Source organism: Paenibacillus sp. J2TS4, assembly GCF_018403245.1.
Taxonomy (GTDB): domain Bacteria; phylum Bacillota; class Bacilli; order Paenibacillales; family NBRC-103111; genus Paenibacillus_L.
The window spans coordinates 260,910-281,572 of the sequence record NZ_BOSH01000001.1 but is presented as its reverse complement, the minus strand read 5'-3'; the positions used below and the strand labels follow the sequence as shown (position 1 = coordinate 281,572).

The window sequence follows — 20,663 nt, the reverse complement described above, 5'->3', positions numbered from 1 at the left end:
GTCTACTCATTTAAGTAGGTTGTTACACGGTTTGCGATCAAATCCGCAACCGCTTGTGCCGATTTTTGACCGCTATAGTAAGCCTTCGCTTCCTCTTCGATGATCGCTAGAATCTTCGAGTCATTTTTTTGCAGCGTGGTCGCTTGGGCCAGCATCTGCCTGATCATGTCGATGTCTGCCTTCTGGACCGGGATCACGGTTCCCAATGGCGACTCGATAGTGCCTTTGTCTTCAAGATCCTTTAACGTCTTCTCGTTTACCTTTTTATTGAGAGAAAACCCTTGTAATCCTGGCATGGTCTGCATTTCTTCCGACAATAAGAACTTCAAGAAATCCCACGCCTCTGCCTGCACATTCGAATTCCTATTTATTCCTAAGTTCTTATGCATCAAGAAGGTGACTCCTGCCTGTTGCCCGGCAGCGAGCGGCTTGCGATAGATCTTCCCTTGCTCATAGAACATCGCAGGCCCTTCGAAATAATCTTCAGGCGATAGGACCAAAACAGGTGCAAAAAAATAATCTCCTGCATTAACTTCCGCATCCGTAACCACCTTTTCCGCATACATCGTTTTCACTTGCTCCATCAGTCCAACGAATGCATTGGTATCGAAGCTGGCAGGGCGCTTCTCTTCATGGACAATGCGAGTATAGTTGTCGACGAACAGAATGTTCAACATCCGCTCAGGTGGCGTATTCCCCATCGAATACGTGTGCCCGCCGGATGCCGCCAGACGTTTGCCCACCTCTGTGAACTCCCCCCATGTCCACGTGCTGTCATCGAATTTCACGCCGGATTGCTCAATTGCTTTCTTATCGCCCATCAGACTGTCCAAGAAGAACCGCAGAGGCAACGAATAGAGCCCCCCTCTCATCTTGGCCCCGTCCAGGATATTCATCTCATACAAGTTGGAATCAAAGTCAGGGTCCTGCTTCATCAACTCGCTCAAGTTCACAAGCGCCTGCTTGTCTACGTATTTCTCAACCGGCAGACCGCTCACATCCAGGGCGATCAAATCGGCCCCTTTGCCGGACAATAGCTCTGTATTGGTGGTCTTCACATATTTCTCGAGATCACCTTCTTGATTGGAGCCCTCCCCTCCGCCGTATTCCTTAATTTGAATATCCACATCGGGATGCTGCTCTTCATACTTTTTCTCTGCCAGGGAATACATAGGATCCGCTTGCAATACGGAAAAGACAACGATTTTCTTCCCGTTTTGTTCCTGCTGCCCTTCTCGCTTCGCCTCACCGGCCTGTCCTCCGGCACATGCTGCCAACATCATCGTTATTACAACGATTAAGCTAAGTACACCACTTTTTTTCATCCTATCCTCTCCTCTACATTCTCTATGCGATCGACCGATACGGCCCAAGCGCATTAGCCCCTTACGCGTTGACCTTCTGCTAGCGGTTCACTGCTCTCGACAATGATGCGATCTTTCATGGATATCCCTTGTAATACCAGGGTTTCTTGGCCATTCGTCCCCCCTAATTGGACGGGATCCTTACGAACAATAAAGGTATTGCCCAGCGGACCTGAATGCTCTTCGATAACAAGCACATAGCTGTCCTTCCCTTCCCGATGAATCGCTTGGTTCAATACGAGCATGCCTCCATCGGTCTTCTCCGATTGTGTCAATTCCACGCTCACGAGGTCATTCGCTTGAACATTCGGATGTTGGACCTTCACAACGACCCGTTGACCCGAATCCGTCTGAGATGCCCCCCCTCCCGCTCCCTCTTGGAGGGGAGTCCCTCCATCAACGCCTGTCATCGGACGAATGTCGGTAATGATTCCTTCAACCGGAACACTTGTCCCCTCATGCTCGATCTGAACGTTCATCTTCTCTTCGGTACGCAATTTCTGACCCATGGCATCCGGGATGACAATCTCGAATTGATAGCCTTGCTGTCTACTCGCTACGCTGATATCCGGCCCGCCGCTCCCCGATGGCAGCTCCGGCGTCGCACGTACCTGTGTCACGACACCGTCAAAAGGCGCGATGATGCGTTTGCGATCAAGCGCCTCCGATTGCATCGTACTCAATTTCCGCTCCTGAACACCAATGGCTAATCGCGCACGTTCTAATTCCCGCTGCGAGCGGCGCGCCTGTATCTCATCGTTATTTTGTACGGCTTCAATATAAGCATCTTGCAAGTCAACTAACGTTAGCCGCTGCCCTGCAAGGCCCGCCTGTATATCCAGGATTTCCCGCTCAGCAGCAGGGTTCTCATAGGTGATTAACGTCTGCCCCTTCGCCACGTGATCCCCCTCTTTCACATGAACTTCCTTAATTGACCATTCCGCCTGGTTCGATAAATCGACATGTTGCCGAGGCATCAGCCTAGCCGTGCCACGCCACGTGGTTACTAACGCTCCTTCCCTCGCTAATTCTGTTCGCACCTTCGGCAGATTTAACGCCAGCAATGTATTGCTCGCCAGGGTAAGGAAAAGAAGCACGCTGAAGAACAGACCGGAGAGCCACACTAGTTTTCGTTTTTTTCTTGCTTCCATCGCTTCTGTAAACCCTGCAGCCATCCTATCCCTCCTCTCCTGAGCTACCCTTTGATCCCCGACATCTGAATCCCCTCGATAAAATAAGACTCCGCATATAAAAACAGGAGAACCATCGGCGTCATATAGATTAGCGATGCGGCAAAGCCGATGCCTTGGGCTTCCTTATGAATTCTGGATAAATAGAGCGATAAGGGCTGCTTAAACGCATCCTCCAAGAAAATTAAGGGCTGCTCGACCATATTCCAATAATCAACGAAGAGCAAGACGATCAGCGCAGCAATCCCCGGCTTCATCAAAGGCAGCATAATCCGATAGAAAATGCGATAATGACCGGCGCCATCGAGCTGTGCCGCTTCAACCAGCGCATAGGGAATCGACAGCATAAATTGTCTCAGCATGAACACACCGAATGCCGCGAATATCCCTGGTAAAATAATCGCGCTAGCCGTGTTCAGCAATCCCAACTTGTCGGCAATAATATAATTCGGAACCAAGGTCACCTGGAAAGGCATTAACATCGTCACCAAGTAAACCCGAAACCAGCCTTCTCTCCCCTTGAACCGGAGCTTAGCAAAAGCGTACGCTGCTAGCGCACTTACAACCGTCTGTCCCGAAATGATCGCCACGACCATCGCGACGGAATTCCATAACATGAACAAATACGTCGGCGTATCTAGCAGCACGTTCCCGTACTGCTCGAAGGACAGCCAATCCGGGATGAGCTTCAGATTCACGAATTGTGCAGGCTCCCCTTGCGTAGTGACCGGCATCTTACCAACCAGTTCGTAATTACCGCGAATTTCATGCTCCGTCATGAGCGAATTTGTGAAAGTAATCACAATAGGAAAAAGCATCATGAGCCCGATACACGTCATCACCAGCGTGACCGGTAGGTTCCGAACGAAACCCCTATTTTTCATTCTTCCTCCCGTATCATTCCATAAATTGTGTATATCGCTTCTCTAACCGAAGAAGCATAGTCACGATGATAAAGATACCAATCGCCATAAGCGTCGCAGCCGCAGACAGCTTCTGTACATCCATCGCGAGGAACATATTGTTCATAAAATGCTGAAGCGTATAGATGCTGTCATGCGGATAATCTCCTGCGATCAGGTACGTTTCACGGAATATTTTGAACGTATTCATAATCGACATCAGGACGACGAAGACCATCGTCGGCGTCAAATAGACAAGTGTAATTCCATAACATTGGAACCACTTGCCCGCGCCCTCCAAATCGGCCGTCTCATAGTAGTCTCGCGGGATGCTTTGCAGCCCTGCAAGGAATAAGATGATGTTGTAGCCGATATGTTTCCATAGGTAGAACACGGAGATCACACCTCTCGCCCAGGCTGATTTCATCCAGTCTATCTGTTCAAGTCCGGCAGCATGCATCCAGGCGTTAAGTGATCCATTCCAATCAAAAAGCACTTGCCACACCATCACGACGGAGGCTACAGGCACAACCAACGGCATGACATAAGCCGTCCGAAGAAATCGACGCAGATAGAGATTCCGGTTCAGCACAAGCGCGATCCCGAGTGACAGCGTAAGCATCAGTGGAACATTCACCGCCGTGAACCAGAACGTATTCGAGACGGCTTTGCGAAAAGATTCGCTGCTCAGCAGCTCCTGATAATTCGAAAGTCCAACAAATGAACCGCCGACAGTCCGGTCCAATACCGAGTAGACAAGCCCCATCCCGAACGGAATGAGATAGAATAATGCAAAGCCAATGGCGCTCGGCAACAAGAACGTTACGGCCACCGTACTTTCTCTACGGCTGAGACGATTCCGCATCATGGCTTCCCGGCTTCTTCGAAGAGAAGAATGCAACACTCGTACTTCCTTCCTGGAGGTTCACTTGGAACATCTCCTTGCCATCCTCTGCACGCTTGTAGATGACAATGGATTGACCTTTTCCTGGCGCTTCATCAGCATGGGCTCCTACCACTTCAGGCAGATATCCATCGGTACGAACATCCAATTGCTTCAAGAATGCATTCGCCATAGCGATCACTGCCGAATCCTGCAATTCCGAAGCAGGCGGAGCGATTGGCTCTAAACCAATTGTTTGAACAAAACGAATCTGTCCTGTCTCCACATCGACATTGGCTACAACCTCTTTATGCGGTTCCGCGAATGTCTTTCCTTTCTCCATCAGAATGACATTAAATTGATGGATCTGCTCTCCTCCATTGATTCCTTTGGTAATTTGTGCGCTCACGATGTCGAAGTCCTTCGTCTCGGGGAACCCACGGTAAATGCGCGCAACAATTTCTTGTGCCGTCTCATTGCTGCTTATCTCATCCGCATATAAGTTAGTGGTGACATAATCCGAATCTACATCCTTGGTGACGAAGCTGCGCACATCTTCTGTCCCGGATAGATTGAGTAAGGACCGAATCTGCGCCGCTACGGCAGGCCCGGTATAAATGGCAACCGGCGTGAGAAGGATAACCGCAAGCACACATGCAACCATGCGAACTTTCAGATTTGATTTTGCTTTATATTTATCATGGCGATAACGTTCGTAAGAAATTTCTTGAATGCGCTCCCGCATTTCAGATGGAATTTCCATTGCTTCCGCACAATCCTGCAGCTTATCACGTAGATGTTGTTCAATGGACATAAAGTTCTTTCTCCTTTCCCGGCTCACTGTATGGGCTAAGCTCGCGAAGCTTCCCCAGTGCTGCATGATGTCTGGATTTGACCGTGCCTACGGGTATGGCCAGCAATTCAGCGATTTCGTCGAATGTATAGTCGTGATAATAGCGCAGAATTATTACCGTACGAAGTTTGTAGGATAACTGATGAACGATGGTCAGCATCTCCTGATGGGTCTCTGCCTCAAGAACCTGACGATCCGAGAAAATATGCTCTTCCACCTCCAAGAACCGCCGCTTCTCGAAGATTCGGAACCTCCTCCAGCTTCTGGTTCTCCACTTCTGTATTTGCTTCAGTACGATGCCATGCATCCAGAATCGGAAGGGACGATTCGTATCGTAATTGTCGATGGACCGCCACAGCTGAAAATAAATCTCGTTCATTACATCTTCTATTTCATTTTTTTCCGCCATCAGGAATATGACAGAGCGGTAGATTTCGGGGAATGACCATTCATAAATCACTCGAAATGCCGATGGATCCCCCTCCTTCATCCGTTCAATCCAATGCTTTATGTTGAAGTCTTTCACGAATAGAGGGCCCTCCTTTGTAAGCTTACAATCTATATTGCCTCGTTCATTCGAAAAGGTTCGATGAAAGCCCAAAAAATTATGGAAAAATTTTTGCAATAATTATTTAACGCGATCATGTGCCGGAAAGCATCACTAAGCCTATATTACCTGGGCACTTAGACTAATTATAGCTACGCCATAAAGAAAAGAACTGCGGTTCAAGTCGGAATGAGTACGGTGAAATTTGAAGAAAGCAGGAGGAGAATATGGAGCAGATTCGAAAAAAAATCAGATCAAGTAAAACGCTTGCCGGTCCTTTTCCGCCCTTTCATACAGATGCTGCAGGAGAGTATCCTCATGAGCTTTTTCTGGAATGGTTTCAAGAAGCCTTTGAAAATGGAGTGCATGAACCTCACTCTATGACCCTCTCCACGGTAGATCTTGACGGGACTCCTGACGCACGCGTCCTAATTTTGAAGGACATCGATGAAAAAGGCTGGTATTTTGCATCGAGCTCAGTGAGCAATAAAGGCAGGCAAATAGGGACTAATCCGGAAGTGGCTTTAACTTTTTATTGGTCGTTAATTGGAAGACAATTAAGAATTCGCGGCAAGGCGATTCCTATGGGGAAAGAGCTGAGCGCCAAAGACTTTTTGAACCGGGGCATTGTAGCCCGGGCGACTGCTTTGATCGACAAACAAAGCTCCATTCTAGTTAAGAGGCAGGACTTCGACGAAGCTTTACGGGAGCAAATGAATAGAGTAAGGCAAACTCCGGATTTGGTTTCTTCTTCCTGGACGCTCTATAGGGTTGAAGCGAAAGAAGTCTTTCCAATTTCGGTGCTTCGGGCGCTTCCAACACCAGCCAGAGATGAGGGTCAATCCTGTTCTCGGCTATTCATTCAATGCTTTTTCTATATTTATCCTTATCGTCATCCGTTATTTCCCTCAGTACTCGACAAGGGTTTCCAACAGCGACTACACCTGAGGGAATATTTTTTGTGACAACACTCCCTCCACCAATAACTGTATTGTCACCTATAGTTACCCCCGGCATAACAGAAACATGCCCCCCGATCCATACATTATTTCCGACTTTTATCGGATAGGCATATTCCAGCCCCATATTACGCTGTTCCACATCCAGTGGATGACCTGCTGTATAGAACCCGCAGTTAGGAGCAATAAACACATTATCTCCAAAGGAAACCTCTCCCCCATCTAATATGATTGGAGTAAAAATTGTCGCCTATTGCAATGTTATACCCATAATCACAATAAAAAGAGGGTTCGATCAAAAAACTTTCCCCTGTTTTGCCAAATAATTTTTTGATTATGCTTTTTCTTTCTTCCGCTCTTGATGGGGGAAGTTGGTTATACCTGAAACATATCTCCTTAGCGTACTCTCGTTCTTGAATGAGCGACTCATTTCCGTTAGCATCATAAATCAACCCAAGCTCCATTTTTTCTTTCTCAGTTAAATTCCTCATTGTAGTTTTTAATCCCCACTTTTTTATAAATCTTCAATCATAAATAAGCTTTCCCATAATTCTTCGCTTCATGTCACATCCATAAAGTTATCGCGATCGGTGTCTTTTTCGACTTTCTCCATAGGCGCCCTGTTTGCCGGGTTAATATCTGGTTTATATGGTCACGTATACGCAATATGCGCTTGGCGCTGATTTCAATATCACTTGCTGACCGTGCACTCTTCATCATGCCTTCATCGCGCTTAATGACTTTCAGTCAGTCAGTCTAGATCTTTATTTCGCTATATATCCAATTCGATGCTCGCAAGCGTAATTTTTGTTATAATAAGTTTATTTCAAGCATGAGCTGCGAAGTAATATAGCCTATTCTTAATTTACTTTTGAGGAGGATAACGATGGTTAACTTTATTGCCCCGCCAGTAGTACCTCAACAGTAGAATCTGCTGTTAAAGGTACTTACTAAGTTTTACAGATCCTTTCCGCAGATTCTACTGTATGAATGTGGCAGTCGACGTCTATTTGTCGCCCCCCATCATATTAGTAGAAAGCGGGAATAACAAGTGAAGCAAAAAATTTATTTCATCCTATCGATGATCATTTTCGGTGCAGTTGGGGTGTTTGCCAAGTATATCGATTTGACTTCAAGTGAAATAGCTTTATTTATGAGTCTGATCGGCAGTTTATTTTTGCTCATCATCTGCCTCTGTACCAAGTATAAAATATCGTGGCAAAACATGAAAAAGAATGCCATTGCACTGTTCATCGCGAGCATTGCCTTGAGCGGCAATTGGATCTTTCTTTTTCAGTCGTATAAGGAAACAACCATTGCCAATGCAGCTTTAAGCTATTATTTTGCACCTGTTCTGGTCATCATGTTGTCGCCTATTGTATTGAAAGAAAAACTTTCACTCCAAAAAATGATTTGGGTAGGTGCAGCCCTTTTCGGATTGTATTTGATTATGCAAAGCAGCGGGATGGAAGCGGCTGAACATAACTTGCTCGGTATCTTCTATGGACTTATAGCAGCGTGTTTTTATGCAGTTCTGACCCTTGTTAATAAATTTATCCGAAACATGAATGGGCTGGAGAACACGTTTATACAGCTAGTATTATCGTTTGTAATGCTACTGCCTTATGTTCTTATTACAGATGGTTTTAAGTTATTTCAGATAGCTGGAGATTCTGTTATTTGGATGCTGCTCTTGGGGATCCTTCATGGCGGAATAGGATTCTACCTATTCTTTTCTGGAATGGGAGGACTTAAAGGTCAGAGCATTGCTATATTAAGTTATATCGATCCATTAACTTCATTATTGATTTCAGCTCTTATTATAGGCGAAAAGATGACTTTACTCCAAATGATAGGCGCAGCCTTATTGTTGGGATCGACATTAATAAGTGAAGTAAGCAGAAACAGGAAAGACCCTTACAGAAATAGAAAGTATACCTAGAGATTACCCAAGACTCCAATTGTAAAGGCTCAACAAGCTGGCGCCCGTGCTCTAACGGCGTCAGTTTGTTATTTTGTATGCCCGGAAGTAAATAGGTTAATCGTATCCGGATATTCCTCGGCGATCCCCCCATAAATAGCTATTTCAACCTCTACATTTAAAAGTTGCTTCGAGAGCTTCATATTCATATATTATTATAAAAAAACCATTTGAGGTAATTTATCTTTGAATCAGGAAGTTCTTTTTCTAATTCATGATATTCGGCTAATGCTGCGTCATATAAATGCCGAATTTTTTTAAAAACCCGGCCCGAAGGATTAATCCAAGCAAAAGATTTTTCAGTTGCTTCACAGGCAGCTGTTGAATTACACTCAATCAAAGTGACATCCTGATTCCGCTTTGAAAAGTTGTAGGCCATCGATGCGCCAACAATACCTGCACCAATCACTACAATTTTTTGTTTCCTATTCATGCACGCTTCCTCCTAAAAACCAGCGCTTATTAACTATATTCATTTTTTCCAATTTCTTCGTACATGTTCTTAATACTAATAACTGAAGTAATCTAGGTTCCTCTCTTATTACACGTTTCCCACCTGCATCCGCCGCTGAAAACTTTTGACGGAATCGGTGGGAGTCATCATCACCCGGTGCGTCAGGCGATCCAGCAAGGAATTTCCGGTCCCTGTAAGAAGTATTGTTTGCAAATTGGAATACGCCTCATTTATCGTTCAAGTTTCCCCTAGTTATTTCCATCGAATTCCCCCAATTCATACCATTACTCCGATCTAACGATAGATTCCTCCTTCTCGTCCCAACGCCATACTCGTTCCTTCCCCCGAAGATGAACCCCGCCAAGCCAGCACTCGATCCCGTTGACGGCTACCCAGTCCTCTTTTCCGTCCTGAACACGTCGGCCTGCATCCGTTAATAGAATGCGACGATGGCGAACGTCCTCTGAACGATCGGTATAACTGGGAATAGCGGCTTCCGCGCCGTCGAAATGAATTAACGGTTGCGGTCCCGATGCCATTTGTTTGAGAATCAGCCAAAATTGAAGGTCGCCCATACCGAACTCATGAAGCTCATCGCTCACTTGCCGGAATAGCTCCATCGGTTGGTTCAGGCCCCGAGCGATAAACTCCAGTGTGGCCCGTTCCACGTTCCCAAGTCCATCTTGAACAGAGGGAAAGCGCGATAAATGATAGCGAAAGGCATTCCGAGCGAATGGCAAAGCGGAACTATCCTCCTGCAGCAGTTGCGCTAGCTGGCGTGGATCGGACGAGGTAAAGGCCTCCCAATACGCTTTGCCCAAATCCAACTCCTGCCGCTCAACCACATGCCATGTTCCCGATAAGGTTCCCAACTGCTCGACAGACAGTCGGCCTAAGCCGCGGAAACGTTCAATGCCGGGAAACTCTCCGATGCATAGCAAGTTTAGCCTCGTTCGCCCCAGTTTTTGTTTTGAAAACCAATAGAGCAAGTAGCATAACATCGTTTGGTCAAACAGGTCGTGACCTTCACGATCCCCTGACTGCTCTGCGCCGGGAACGACCGATAATCGGTTTGATCCATCACTTTGAACAAGGCGTCCAAAAAATTGTAATGAATAAAGGGATTTTCTTGTGAGGGCAACTGGAACGGATGTAGACGGCATGAACGTTGAATCTGCCATGACTTCACCTCCTTCCGCCATCCAAAAACACGAATATACGTTCCCAATTTGATTATATCGCTAATGAATTAGGAAGGGAAGAGCATCATGCGGGAAGAATCGGGAAGTCGCCGGAAGAGGGAGTCCTCTCAGCGAGAAATGATAGAAATTGTTTGCCGTTGACAATTCGTTGTCAATCCATGTACAGTTAGGATGTATTGATTTGGAAAAGAGGTTTTGATTGTTTATGATGAAACTTATTAATCGCTAATTAAAATTCTGACGAATTTTATATTTGTAAAAGGTCGAATTAAGGGCACTCCCTTAGTTTTATTTTTAATTCCCTTTTGCAAAGAGCGATTAAGAAGACATTGTATCTTATCAAAACAAATTTCTTGTTCTATCATAGACACCTATTCCTTCTGGATAGGCATGTTCATCATTGACTGAAATTTGACCATGAGAAGAGAATTCTTCTTGTGGTCTTTTTTGTATTTTTTAAGGGAGGTGACCGCCTATACATCAGCTGTCGATTGCTTTGAAAATGATATAAAACAGTTAGGAATGGAGGAATTCCCGTGAGCAAGTATCCATTAATCAGTGACTACAGGCAGATCGAAAAATATAGGGAGAGCTTTAACGAGCTCGCAAAGCAAGTATTTGAGATAGATTTTAAGGAATGGCATGACAAAGGATTTTGGAGTGACCATTACATCTGTTATTCCTATGTGGACGGGGATCAGGTTATTGCGAATGCTTCCGTCAATAAAATGGTCTTGATGTGCAATGGCAAGGAATATAAGGCGATTCAATTGGGCACGGTGATGACGCATCCCGATTATCGTCATCAAGGGCTGGCGGCCAAGCTGATGAACCACATCATTGAAAAATATGAGAAGGATTACGATTTTATCTACTTATTTGCTAATGACACGGTGCTGGATTTTTATCCCAAGTTCGGCTTCGAGAAGGTTCAGGAAAGCAGCTTCACTCTGACGGTGTCCGATTTAAAACAACAAGCGGTACGAAAATCCGCTCTGCGCAAGCTGGATGTCGACAATCAGGATGACTTCGAGCTTATGAAGGAGTTTGCAGCTGAAAGAATTCCCATATCGTCAACATTTGGGGTAAAGGATGGCGAGCAGCTGTTGATGTTTTACTTTATTGTGGTTTTTCGTAATGCCATATATCATGACGAAGATGAGGATGCGATTCTTCTATTTAAACAAGAAGAGAATCATTTGCATGTTTTTGATATTATAAGCAAAAGGAAAATCAATTTAGAAGCCGTTGTCGATCATATGATTTCCGATGAGACGGAGTTTGTTCATTTTTATTTTGTGCCTGACAGCGACAATGAGAACATCCAGTCAGCCTTGATCACAGAGTCGGACGATACGTTGTTTGTTCGACCCTTATTAATAGATGGAACGAAGCATTTTAGATTTCCGTTTACCTCTCATGCGTAGATTTTAGATGGAACTATTTTGGAATTAGCGTTCTTGCCGAGAAACCGGCATTCAGAAGCCTCAAGAATCGAACCCCGACTCTTGAGGCTAAATACTATGACAGCCACTCATCTCCGTATGACGTGCCATTCCCTCGCTTAATTATTCATTACAATCCGTTTCGCTGTAAGCAGATAATCTTTCTTCTAATGTACCCGTGTGCAGCTCAAACAAATTATTATCATAATCATAAAAATAAATGGAAGACCCCTCCCCCTGTATTCTTGGTCTTGGCGGCTTCATTTCCAAATGGAATCCTTTTATTTTATGGAGATAATGATCGATATCTTCCTCGCTTATTTTGAAAGCAACGTGATGATAGGTACGATTAACGGTTTCCTTATTTTCCATGACCGCTATCCACTGTCCGCCGATGATGAAAAACCTTTCTTTTGACAAAGAATGCGTCTTTTCTCCACTGTCATACACTTCATTAGCATCGAATAATTCTTTATATAATGCTGTCGTTTTGTCTAGATCTTTAACCACAAATGTTATATGGCTTATGGTCTCAATCATTTTCATCTTTCCTTTCTTAGGCAAGGTCCGATGTTTTTCGCAATTATGCAAAAGTTAGGGGGTTATCCTGTTACGCGCTTTGGTTCGATACTGTCCCGGCGTTAACCCCGTCCAACTCTTAAAAACGCTTTGAAATGCGCTTGGCTCCGAAAAATACAGCAAATAGGCAATCTCGCCGATGGAATACTCTCTTTGTTTTGCAAATAACTCATGGCCAATTCCTTGCGTACCCGTACTGATAGCTCGTTAATTAGCGGGCAGTCCAATGCCAAATCAATGCTTGCTTTTCTACTTTTTTCACAAAATCGTCTTTTCCGTCGCCATAACTCTCTATATCATTTGGGTATTTTTTTGCTAGTTCACTTTTTAATTCACCATAGTCCTTCGAAACTTCAGAATGATGGCAAAGATAGTCTCTGAAGGATAGATGGCGCTCGATTTCTTGGACACTATCATACTGAAAAGCATGAATTTGGTGTGTTCGGTTATCCCCCCCTTTACGGAAGTATCTTCTGCCACTAATACCGAACTCGCCCATCACTTCGTAGCCAAGCTTCTCAAATGGTTTGGAGTAATTATCCAATGCGTTGATATCATTAACTACAAGCAGGATATCAATAATGGGTTTCGCTTTCAGACCAGGAACGGAAGTACTCCCAATGTGAAAGCTATTCACTAATTCATCTTGGAGAATTTCTTTAATATCGCGTTCTTCCTTTAGATACTCGTCTTTCCAATAAGGATTGTGTTCCACAACAGTGATATTCATAGGTTCACCTCTTTTCGATATTCATATATTCAACCTTGCAACCAGTTGAGGGCATTACATCAATATACAAAAAATTGGGGATTTGTGTCAATCGCCGAAAATCAGCCCCAGCCCCCATTAAGTGACAAACAGACTGTTCACAGACTTCGGTGCTTCGGGCGCTTCCGATATCAGCCAGAGATGAGGGTCAATCCTGTTCTCGGCTATTCATTCAATGCTTTTTCTATATTTATCCTTATCGTCATCCGTTATTTCCCTCGCTTCCAACCACGAAGCGGGGCCGGCGTTTCGCGTTCACGCTTGAGGATCGTGTTATCCGGCTGGAAGGTGAATGGAATATTCGGCAGCCTCCTTATCATTTTTATTGCCTCACTGACTTTCGGTCAGCTTTTCTGTTCGATTACTCAGGAAACAAAGGCAAACAAATGCAGCCAGAGCAAGTCCTCCGCACGCGGCTAAAGAGGCGGAAAACGCCCTTACATAGTCTGACAGGACAGCAATTGCCAAAGACTGTCGCAGTGAAGCAGCAAACAAAATACCGATCAACGCTACTCCTAACGAATTGGCCAAATACATGAATGTATTAAACAAGCCTGAACCTGTTCCTGCATCCTTCATTGGGACTGTACCCAGTACGACGCGGGTGAGAGGCGTTGTGACCAGTCCGAGTCCCAAACCATAGACAAGTAATAGCACAATATATTGCATATGCAGCAGATGTATCGCATCAATATGCAGCAATACAATGAATAAAAAACAGCAAATCCCTGTTACCAAAGCGCCTATTCTCAGCACAACCATCCCCCATCTGCTAACAATTCGTGATGATAGCAGAGAAGTCAGGAAAAAACCCCCGCCCAGAGGCAGGAAAGCGAGACTCGTCGCTTGTGCATCGAAATGCAGGCCGAACTGCAAATAATAAGTTAATATGAAAAAGAAGGAGAACATGCTGAGATAGATCAAAACAACTGAAGCCATCCCCACTCCGAATAAACGTTGTTTGAAAATAGTCAAATCAACAAGCGGAGCCTCACCCCGTTTTTGTTTTCGAAGTTCGACTGCGATAAAAGCAAATAGAAACAGAAGCGATAGGATAAGACAACCCCATATCCAATTCGGCCATCCTTGTTTTTGCCCCTCCGACAACGGATAAACAAGCAGAAACAACCCGCTCATGATTAAGACGGTACCGATCCAATCGATACTCTGCGTCCGCCTGCCGTGCGATTCCGGTAGAAGCGGCAAACACAGAAGAACAAGAATACCGAAGGGAACATTGAAAAAAAATACGGTTCGCCAACCAAGATCAAACATGTTCCAATTGACAAGAATCCCTCCCAGGATGAGACCGAATGCGAACCCGAATCCCATCAATGCGCCGTAAATACTGAAAACAAGGCCTTTTTCCCGTGGAAGAAAATTAATCTGCATCATGGATAACACCTGGGGTTGAATGAGCGCCGCGGCAAGCCCTTGCACAATCCGAATGACAATTAGAAGAGTTGGATTCGAAGTCAATCCACCTAGCATGGCCATGAGCGTAAACCCGCTCACACCGATAAGCAGCAATCGTTTTCTGCCGAATACGTCGCCAAGTTTCCCGCTGACAATGAGTGCTACGGCCAGACTGAGAGAAAAGCCGGTGACAATAAGCTGTGCATCGGAAAAACTGGCGTTCAGACTTTTCTGTATAGATGGAAGAGCGACCTGAATCATATAGGTGTTCAATGAATTAAGCAATATTGGCAGAAGAATAACCGCCAGCGCATACCAACGGCGCGGATCGACCTGCTGCTCCAGTTTTTCGGTTGCAAGTAATGAAGTCGCTGGATGATTGGGCATTTGCATTTCCTCCTCGAACGCTAAATTTTCCTGAAAACTGTTTTAATCGCCCGAAAATGAATTGAAATCAACTAATGAAATATTGGTGATTCCCTTGTTTCGGCTTGATGACTTTGTAGATGCTTTTTAATAAGGTAGAATTGTCGCACCCGTTCGGGCCAATCCTTCCGATAAATATGATTATCATTCACGTTGATTTTTTTCTCTACCTGTCGAGGGAGATTCTCTCCTTGTTAAGGGAGCAAAAAAAACTTCAAGCATGCAGTTGCATCGTTCGTTTCCGAACCATATGCCCTGCCGCTTGAAGCTTTCTGCTAGTTCAAACCGTTCTACTGTCTGTTTCGTTCCAAATCCAGTTGATTGATGCGCTTTACATATTCGCTTGGATTGCAGCCGTAATGCTTGCGAAAGGCCGTCGTGAAATTGCTGGCGTTGCTATAACCGACCGAAGCAGCGGTCTCTCCAACATTCAAACGTGCTGCTTCCATATACCAAAGGGCTTTCTCCATCCGTATTTGACGCACGAGCTCAAAGATTGTCATGCCGAACAATTCGCGGAAGCCCTTTTTCAGCTTGAACTCATTCATTCCAACCCGCTTGGCTAACTCGCGGATAGACAACGGTTGTTCGAAATGATATTGCACCAACTCACGGGTTTGCTGCAATTTCGTAATATCATCACGGCGAAGCAGCATGCTCCCGCCCACAGAACCGTAACCATCCGACTCGCCAAACAATGCGATAAATTCAAGCGCTTTACTTTCCATATATAGCCGTTTCATCGTTCCTTGATGTGTGCAATGGATCATTTCGGAAACACATCTTTGGATGGCTGGAGTGTCCGGGTACCGATCAATATTTCCACGATAATGTCTAAGCCAGGCTTCCATTTGTTGTTTCTCCGTCAAATCTCCTGCATAATGCAATAGTTCGTCCGGGGTGAGCCTTATTTCCAGCAATTGATTTCGGATACCCGCCTTTTTCTCTTCATAGACTTGAACATCCTCCAGGAAAGTAACATTGCCTGTTTGTGAATTCGTATGGCTTTTCTTACCGTTCCATTCACAATGGATTTCGCCGCTTACGCAATAACTTAATTCAAATAACTGGCAGGATTCCTGGATCTGAAGTTTCATATCTTGTTCGAATGTAATATCCGTCATCATGATCTCCATACCAGGACGAATTCGTGTCCTTGTTACGCTTCCCTTACCTATATGCGAAGGAATGGTAAGCCTTTGTTCCCACTTGCTTTGCTGAACGTGTCCCTCTACCATTCTCGTAAATTGATCAAATAGATCATGAATCTTGGTAATATTTAAAATCATCGTACCTATCACCTCCTTGACGTTCGCATGATAGGATTGTACTGTATCCCATGATTTGCTTTCATTAATCTTGATCCCCTTGGTCCAGTCAATAAAATCCTTGTCACAATATTGTAGCACAATGCAAAGTATAACCCGAAATGTGATCCAGACTTCTCAGGCCTTTCTCTTATACACTGCATTAGCCGCTGAAAACTTTAACGTAATCGATGGGAGTCGGCGTTTAATAAGTTCAAACACTACAAATCTCCACATTGGGTTTCCGCCAACTAGTTAATCGCTTGCGTTGCACAACACAAAAGACCGCAGCTTATAGCCTCGGCCTCTGATGGAAAGTCAACGATCAGTTTATTATTTCTACTATTTTTACACAGGACTCTTTCTAACCCGATCAATCCACCTAATAGCAATGCTAGAATGATTCTTATTGTTAAATCAAAATTACTGATGTGCCATATTTCCGGATGGAACTCCATACAGTTACTCCTTCCCCAATAATCACTTTGTATGAAAAAGACGATGATGGACCCCAGCAGAAAGCCACACCTGCCCATCATAGGTGCATTCCAGGCTCCAGGGGTCCTCTCATCGTCTCTAACCGGCGGAATGGTAATGTGCTTACATACTCTATGAAGTGTCCACCATTTTCAACTTCATTCCATTATTGGATAGAGTGGTCAAGCTTTAAGGAAGGCTCTGGGGCGTAATTTCCTCTTGTATCGCTCCCGCTCTGCCAGAGCAGTTAAACAGCCGCATCTTCGCCTGGACCGCCTTTTTGATCGCTTCCCGTGCCCGGCCGAGATATTCCCGAGGATCATAAGCGGAAGAATGGCTGTCCATATACTGGCGGATCGTCATCGTAAAGACTGCCTGATTATCGGTGTTCACATTAATTTTGCAAGTCCCTGAAGCAATGGCCTCACGGATTTCCATCTCCGGGATCCCGCTGCCGCCATGGAGCACAAGCGGGACTCCGGTCAGATCACGGATTTGAGCCATTCGTTCGAATCCGAGACAAGGCTGGCCGCGATAAGGACCATGAACGGAACCAAGTGCGGGGGCAAGACAATCTATACCGGTTTCCCTGACCAGGGCCTCGCACTCCTCGGGGATGGCATACATTCCCTCCGCCTCGTCCACGACCAGATCATCTTCACGTCCGGTAATCTTCCCAAGCTCTGCCTCTACCGTCGCTCCAAGCGCATGGGCCGCCTCTACCACCTGCTTCGTTTCCTCTATATTGCGCGCCAGCGGATGATGGGATGCATCAATCATGACCGAAGTGAATCCGGCATGAATCGCCTGCAGACATACGCTATAATTGGAACCATGGTCGAGATGAAGCGCCACCGGAACCGTAATATCGTAATAGGCAGATAACTCTCGCACCATCGCCGCAATGCAGCGCAATCCGCCCATATAGGGAATATAAGCTTCGCTCACTCCAAGGATAACAGGCGATCTCTCTTCCTTGGCGGCCTGCAGGATCGCCTGGGTAAACTCAAGATTGTTCAAATTAAACTGCCCTACGGCATACCCGCCGTGCAATGCCTCATCCAGCATTCGTTTCATGGAAACCAGAGCCATAATGCTTCCTCTCCTTAAGCTCGCTGTCTACCAGCGGGAAGTGACCATTTTCTTTCGAGTATAAAACTCGACTCCGTCCTGGCCATTCGCATGGAGATCGCCATATTCGCTACCGTACTGGCTTAACCGATTTTTCTTCATTTCATTCAACACAATCGAGCAGCAGGTCGTGAATCCGCCCATTGCTGCTGACGATATCCGAAGCCGCCAATTGATACTGCCCTCCGGAACAATCCGTTACATGTCCTCCGGCCTCCTGAACCAACAGTACGCCGGCAGCCATATCCCAACATTTCAGTCCGTTCTCCCAGAAGCCGTCCAGCCTTCCGGCCGCAACATAAGCCAGATGACGGGCTGCCGAACCGAGGGACCGTATCGTCCGGCATTGTTGAAGCAGGTTGCCCAGCCCGCTATAGACCGCCATACGTGAAGGCATATCGGAGGGGAAACCGGTAGCCACCACGCTCTCATTCAGGCGTTCTTTAACTGAGACGTGAAGCGGCCGGCCATTAAGGAAGGCCCCCCCTCCTTTAACAGCGGAGAACAGTTCGCCTGCACATGGATCGTAAACGGCCCCTACCGTAAGCTCCCCTTTCACAGCAAGGGCAATGGAGACAGTAAAACCGGGAATGCCCTGCACGAAATTGCTCGTTCCGTCTATTGGATCAACGATCCATAGAAAAGGCTTTTTCACTGCCTCGCTTAATACCGATTGCAGCGATTGGCCGCTGACATATGCCTCCTCTTCCCCAAGAAAATGATGTTCGGGGAAATGATTGTTAATGCTCTCCCGGATCCATTGTTCCACCTCTTTGTCGACTTCGGTTACGACATCGAAGCTTGAGCTTTTCTCCTCAGCAGCTATCGGCTCTTCCATTCGTTTCATAATAAGACTTCCCGCTGATTTGGCCAACGTTTCCGCGAAATCCAAATATTCCATCTGCACGCCCCTTCCCATTTCGCCATCCCTGCCAGATGCCTGTTTTATATTTTCCCTTGGGCCAGCTCTCTTCGCTTTTCTATTAGTTCATAAATAATGGCCGCAATCGCATGCTGTTCATGATTTACGGTAATCCTATCGGCCTTGGCCTTAAGCAACGGATGGGCATTGTCTACCGCATATCCGCAGTCCGCCAGGCCCATCATCGATAAATCGTTTAAGTTATCCCCTACCGCAATCGTATAAAGCTCCTTAATTTCAAGCAGATTGGCCAGCTTACGAAGTGAATCGCCCTTGTTTGCCCCATAAGGCAATATCTCCAAGTAATTCCTTTCCGAATAGACCAGCGTCGCCCTCAGTCCGACATCTTCCGCTCTTCGTTCTATTCGGGCGAGATCTGCCGGGGCGGAAGCGATCAGAAGCAGCTTGGTTACCGGCTTTCCAACTAACTCTTCAGGCAGCGGCTTGCTTATCACTCCATCTTTGCGCTCATGCATCGTCAGCAGTTCATTGCTTTGCAAACTGAATACATCGCAATCCCGATAGACTAGAAGGACCACATTATCATTCAGTTCAGATAATAAATAGGACCAGAACGATTCCGGAAGCGATAAAGTCTTTTCATATAATACCGATTTGGTTGCCGGACAATAGATTTTCGCTCCATTATAAAGAATGAGAGGAGTTTCCAGATTCATTAACCGGATATAGGGATCCACAGATTTCTCTGTTCGTCCCGTAGCCAACGTAAACAGGCCTCCCCATTCCTTAAACTTGCGAATCGCGGCGATATTCTCCTCACTGACTTGTTGGGAGGAATTTAGCAGCGTCCCGTCCATGTCACTTACAAGCATTATTTTTTTCAATGATTCAACCACCTGTCTATCCTATCATCGAGAATTAACCCTGGAGTCCATTTATCCCACGCCCACGGCTTGCTTCAAACGTTGTATCGAAGCCGCTGTATGCTCAAGCAAAGGAAGATCCTGTTCAAATTTGTTCAGAGTAAGCTCCAGGTTATACACCTCTTTATACTCATGTTGCTTTAAAGCTTGGACATAATGCTCCAGCGGCAAGCTAACGGTTTCTGTCAATGGATTATGAGTACCGCTGCGGCCAAGACCATGAATATGGGTATGAATCACCCGTTTCAGAAAGGATTTGTCGGGTAAATCCAACAGGGGCTGTTCAGGCGGACTTTGCAATTTCCTTTCAACGAGAAGATTGGAATAAAAATGTCCCATATCCCAAGTAATCCCCACATGCGGACTGTCTATTTCCTCCACCATCCTTACAACCCCTTCGATAGAATCGCCCGGATCTACTTTAATTGATTTTTTACGGTTATTTTCTAAAGCAAAACGGAGCGGCAGATTTTCCTGTCCCACCCTGCCCGACCAATTTCGGAGCAGCTTTACCGTTTTATGATGAAGCTCGAGTTCTGATCCTTCTTTGGCGTCATAGGCATGGATAGCCATCGTCAGACCGTCCTGGTAGCGATCGAAATGATTTAAGATATAGGTCATGGAAGGGTAAACGTCGGCAAAGGAAGAGCCCTCCATCTCACCTTCCACATGACCGTGAACCGTTAGCCGGAAGCCATGGTCCCATATACGCTGGATAAGACCAATGTAAGCCGATTCCTCCGCACCCCGCGGCAAGATGCGAATTTCAATTGAGTGAATACCGTTATCCTTCAATATTTGCAGAAATTGTTCCACCGTATCGCAGTGTCCAATCAGGTCGCGCTCTGTTTCTTTGGTATATCTGCCCAGAAACACCGGGCCCTGAATCGAAAAACCAAGCATGCCTTCACTCCTGACGTTGGATTTTTTCTCGTAGAGCAATAATCTGGGTGCCTCGCAAAGGATCAGGAT

General features: G+C 45.7%; 19 protein-coding genes and 3 pseudogenes. 3 read left to right on the top strand and 19 right to left on the bottom strand.

All coding sequences use genetic code 11. From position 1 onward, the window contains the following. Nucleotides 1-2 precede the first annotated feature (2 nt). Genes KJS69_RS01280 through KJS69_RS01255 form a run of 6 tightly spaced genes read right to left on the bottom strand, consistent with a single transcriptional unit; the run spans nucleotide 3 to nucleotide 5,718 of the window. Entirely contained in the window at nucleotides 3-1,325 is a 1,323-nt protein-coding gene (locus tag KJS69_RS01280; protein WP_213581205.1) for an ABC transporter substrate-binding protein, read from the bottom strand. A gap of 53 nt (nucleotides 1,326-1,378) precedes the next feature. Beyond that, on the bottom strand, nucleotides 1,379-2,539 hold the full coding sequence (locus tag KJS69_RS01275) for an efflux RND transporter periplasmic adaptor subunit (protein WP_213581204.1): 1,161 nt from the start codon (nucleotides 2,537-2,539) through the stop codon (nucleotides 1,379-1,381). Between the two features lie 20 nt (nucleotides 2,540-2,559). Next, the gene (locus tag KJS69_RS01270) at nucleotides 2,560-3,438 is read right to left on the bottom strand and encodes a carbohydrate ABC transporter permease (protein WP_213581203.1); all 879 of its coding nucleotides are present in this window, start codon (nucleotides 3,436-3,438) and stop codon (nucleotides 2,560-2,562) included. Between the two features lie 13 nt (nucleotides 3,439-3,451). After that, a complete protein-coding gene (locus tag KJS69_RS01265) occupies nucleotides 3,452-4,324 on the bottom strand; it encodes a carbohydrate ABC transporter permease (protein ID WP_213581202.1) in 873 nt (290 codons plus the stop codon). Then, complete coding sequence (locus KJS69_RS01260) at nucleotides 4,299-5,153, bottom strand: hypothetical protein (protein ID WP_213581201.1); 855 nt, start codon at nucleotides 5,151-5,153, stop codon at nucleotides 4,299-4,301. The genes KJS69_RS01265 and KJS69_RS01260 overlap by 26 nt, the downstream gene beginning before the upstream one ends. After that, on the bottom strand, nucleotides 5,143-5,718 hold the full coding sequence (locus KJS69_RS01255) for a sigma-70 family RNA polymerase sigma factor (protein ID WP_213581200.1): 576 nt from the start codon (nucleotides 5,716-5,718) through the stop codon (nucleotides 5,143-5,145). Before KJS69_RS01255 ends, KJS69_RS01260 begins: the two co-directional genes overlap by 11 nt. Nucleotides 5,719-5,966: 248 nt before the next feature. Between KJS69_RS01255 and KJS69_RS01250 the strand changes: the two genes are divergently transcribed. Next, the gene (locus KJS69_RS01250) at nucleotides 5,967-6,704 is read left to right on the top strand and encodes a pyridoxine/pyridoxamine 5'-phosphate oxidase (RefSeq protein ID WP_213581199.1); all 738 of its coding nucleotides are present in this window, start codon (nucleotides 5,967-5,969) and stop codon (nucleotides 6,702-6,704) included. Here the strand turns inward: KJS69_RS01250 and KJS69_RS01245 are convergent. Beyond that, nucleotides 6,598-7,189, bottom strand: a pseudogene (locus KJS69_RS01245) (sugar O-acetyltransferase). The gene KJS69_RS01250 and the pseudogene KJS69_RS01245 overlap by 107 nt on opposite strands. 37 nt (nucleotides 7,190-7,226) lie before the next feature. Further along, nucleotides 7,227-7,397: pseudogene (locus KJS69_RS01240) on the bottom strand (ATP-dependent Clp protease proteolytic subunit); the annotation flags it as partial. Between the two features lie 352 nt (nucleotides 7,398-7,749). Between KJS69_RS01240 and KJS69_RS01235 the strand changes: the two are divergent. Beyond that, nucleotides 7,750-8,640, top strand: coding sequence for a DMT family transporter (locus KJS69_RS01235; RefSeq protein ID WP_213581198.1), 891 nt, complete (start codon nucleotides 7,750-7,752; stop codon nucleotides 8,638-8,640). A gap of 184 nt (nucleotides 8,641-8,824) precedes the next feature. Here the strand turns inward: KJS69_RS01235 and KJS69_RS01230 are convergent, their stop codons facing one another. Both KJS69_RS01230 and KJS69_RS01225 read right to left on the bottom strand, forming a co-directional pair. Then, on the bottom strand, nucleotides 8,825-9,112 hold the full coding sequence (locus tag KJS69_RS01230; RefSeq protein WP_213581197.1) for an FAD-dependent oxidoreductase: 288 nt from the start codon (nucleotides 9,110-9,112) through the stop codon (nucleotides 8,825-8,827). Nucleotides 9,113-9,417: 305 nt separating this feature from the next. Further along, nucleotides 9,418-10,314: an RNA polymerase subunit sigma-24 gene (locus KJS69_RS01225; RefSeq protein WP_213581196.1), complete on the bottom strand. Its 897-nt coding sequence runs from the start codon at nucleotides 10,312-10,314 to the stop codon at nucleotides 9,418-9,420. Between the two features lie 557 nt (nucleotides 10,315-10,871). Between KJS69_RS01225 and KJS69_RS01220 the strand changes: the two genes are divergently transcribed. Beyond that, on the top strand, nucleotides 10,872-11,762 hold the full coding sequence (locus KJS69_RS01220; protein WP_213581195.1) for a GNAT family N-acetyltransferase: 891 nt from the start codon (nucleotides 10,872-10,874) through the stop codon (nucleotides 11,760-11,762). 141 nt (nucleotides 11,763-11,903) lie between these two features. Here KJS69_RS01220 and fosX read toward each other — a convergent pair whose 3' ends face one another. From fosX to KJS69_RS01175, 9 genes and pseudogenes are all read right to left on the bottom strand, one after another. After that, nucleotides 11,904-12,320, bottom strand: a complete 417-nt coding sequence (gene fosX, locus KJS69_RS01215) for a FosX/FosE/FosI family fosfomycin resistance hydrolase (RefSeq protein ID WP_213581194.1) — start codon at nucleotides 12,318-12,320, stop codon at nucleotides 11,904-11,906. A gap of 54 nt (nucleotides 12,321-12,374) precedes the next feature. Beyond that, nucleotides 12,375-12,568, bottom strand: a pseudogene (locus tag KJS69_RS01210) (helix-turn-helix domain-containing protein); the annotation flags it as partial. A 2-nt stretch (nucleotides 12,569-12,570) separates the two neighbouring features. Continuing rightward, entirely contained in the window at nucleotides 12,571-13,089 is a 519-nt protein-coding gene (locus KJS69_RS01205) for a GrpB family protein (RefSeq protein WP_213581193.1), read from the bottom strand. A gap of 369 nt (nucleotides 13,090-13,458) precedes the next feature. Beyond that, complete coding sequence (locus KJS69_RS01200) at nucleotides 13,459-14,931, bottom strand: MFS transporter (RefSeq protein ID WP_213581192.1); 1,473 nt, start codon at nucleotides 14,929-14,931, stop codon at nucleotides 13,459-13,461. 329 nt (nucleotides 14,932-15,260) lie between these two features. Next, nucleotides 15,261-16,259, bottom strand: a complete 999-nt coding sequence (locus tag KJS69_RS01195; RefSeq protein WP_213581191.1) for an AraC family transcriptional regulator — start codon at nucleotides 16,257-16,259, stop codon at nucleotides 15,261-15,263. 684 nt (nucleotides 16,260-16,943) lie between these two features. Further along, nucleotides 16,944-17,846, bottom strand: coding sequence for a class II fructose-1,6-bisphosphate aldolase (gene fba, locus KJS69_RS01190; protein ID WP_213581190.1), 903 nt, complete (start codon nucleotides 17,844-17,846; stop codon nucleotides 16,944-16,946). A 142-nt stretch (nucleotides 17,847-17,988) separates the two neighbouring features. Continuing rightward, complete coding sequence (locus tag KJS69_RS01185) at nucleotides 17,989-18,786, bottom strand: inositol monophosphatase family protein (RefSeq protein WP_213581189.1); 798 nt, start codon at nucleotides 18,784-18,786, stop codon at nucleotides 17,989-17,991. A gap of 44 nt (nucleotides 18,787-18,830) precedes the next feature. Beyond that, nucleotides 18,831-19,652 (bottom strand): Cof-type HAD-IIB family hydrolase, encoded by an 822-nt coding sequence (locus tag KJS69_RS01180; RefSeq protein ID WP_213581188.1) that lies wholly within the window; start codon nucleotides 19,650-19,652, stop codon nucleotides 18,831-18,833. A 51-nt stretch (nucleotides 19,653-19,703) separates the two neighbouring features. Beyond that, nucleotides 19,704-20,594, bottom strand: coding sequence for a sugar phosphate isomerase/epimerase family protein (locus KJS69_RS01175; protein WP_213581187.1), 891 nt, complete (start codon nucleotides 20,592-20,594; stop codon nucleotides 19,704-19,706). Nucleotides 20,595-20,663: the final 69 nt, after the last annotated feature.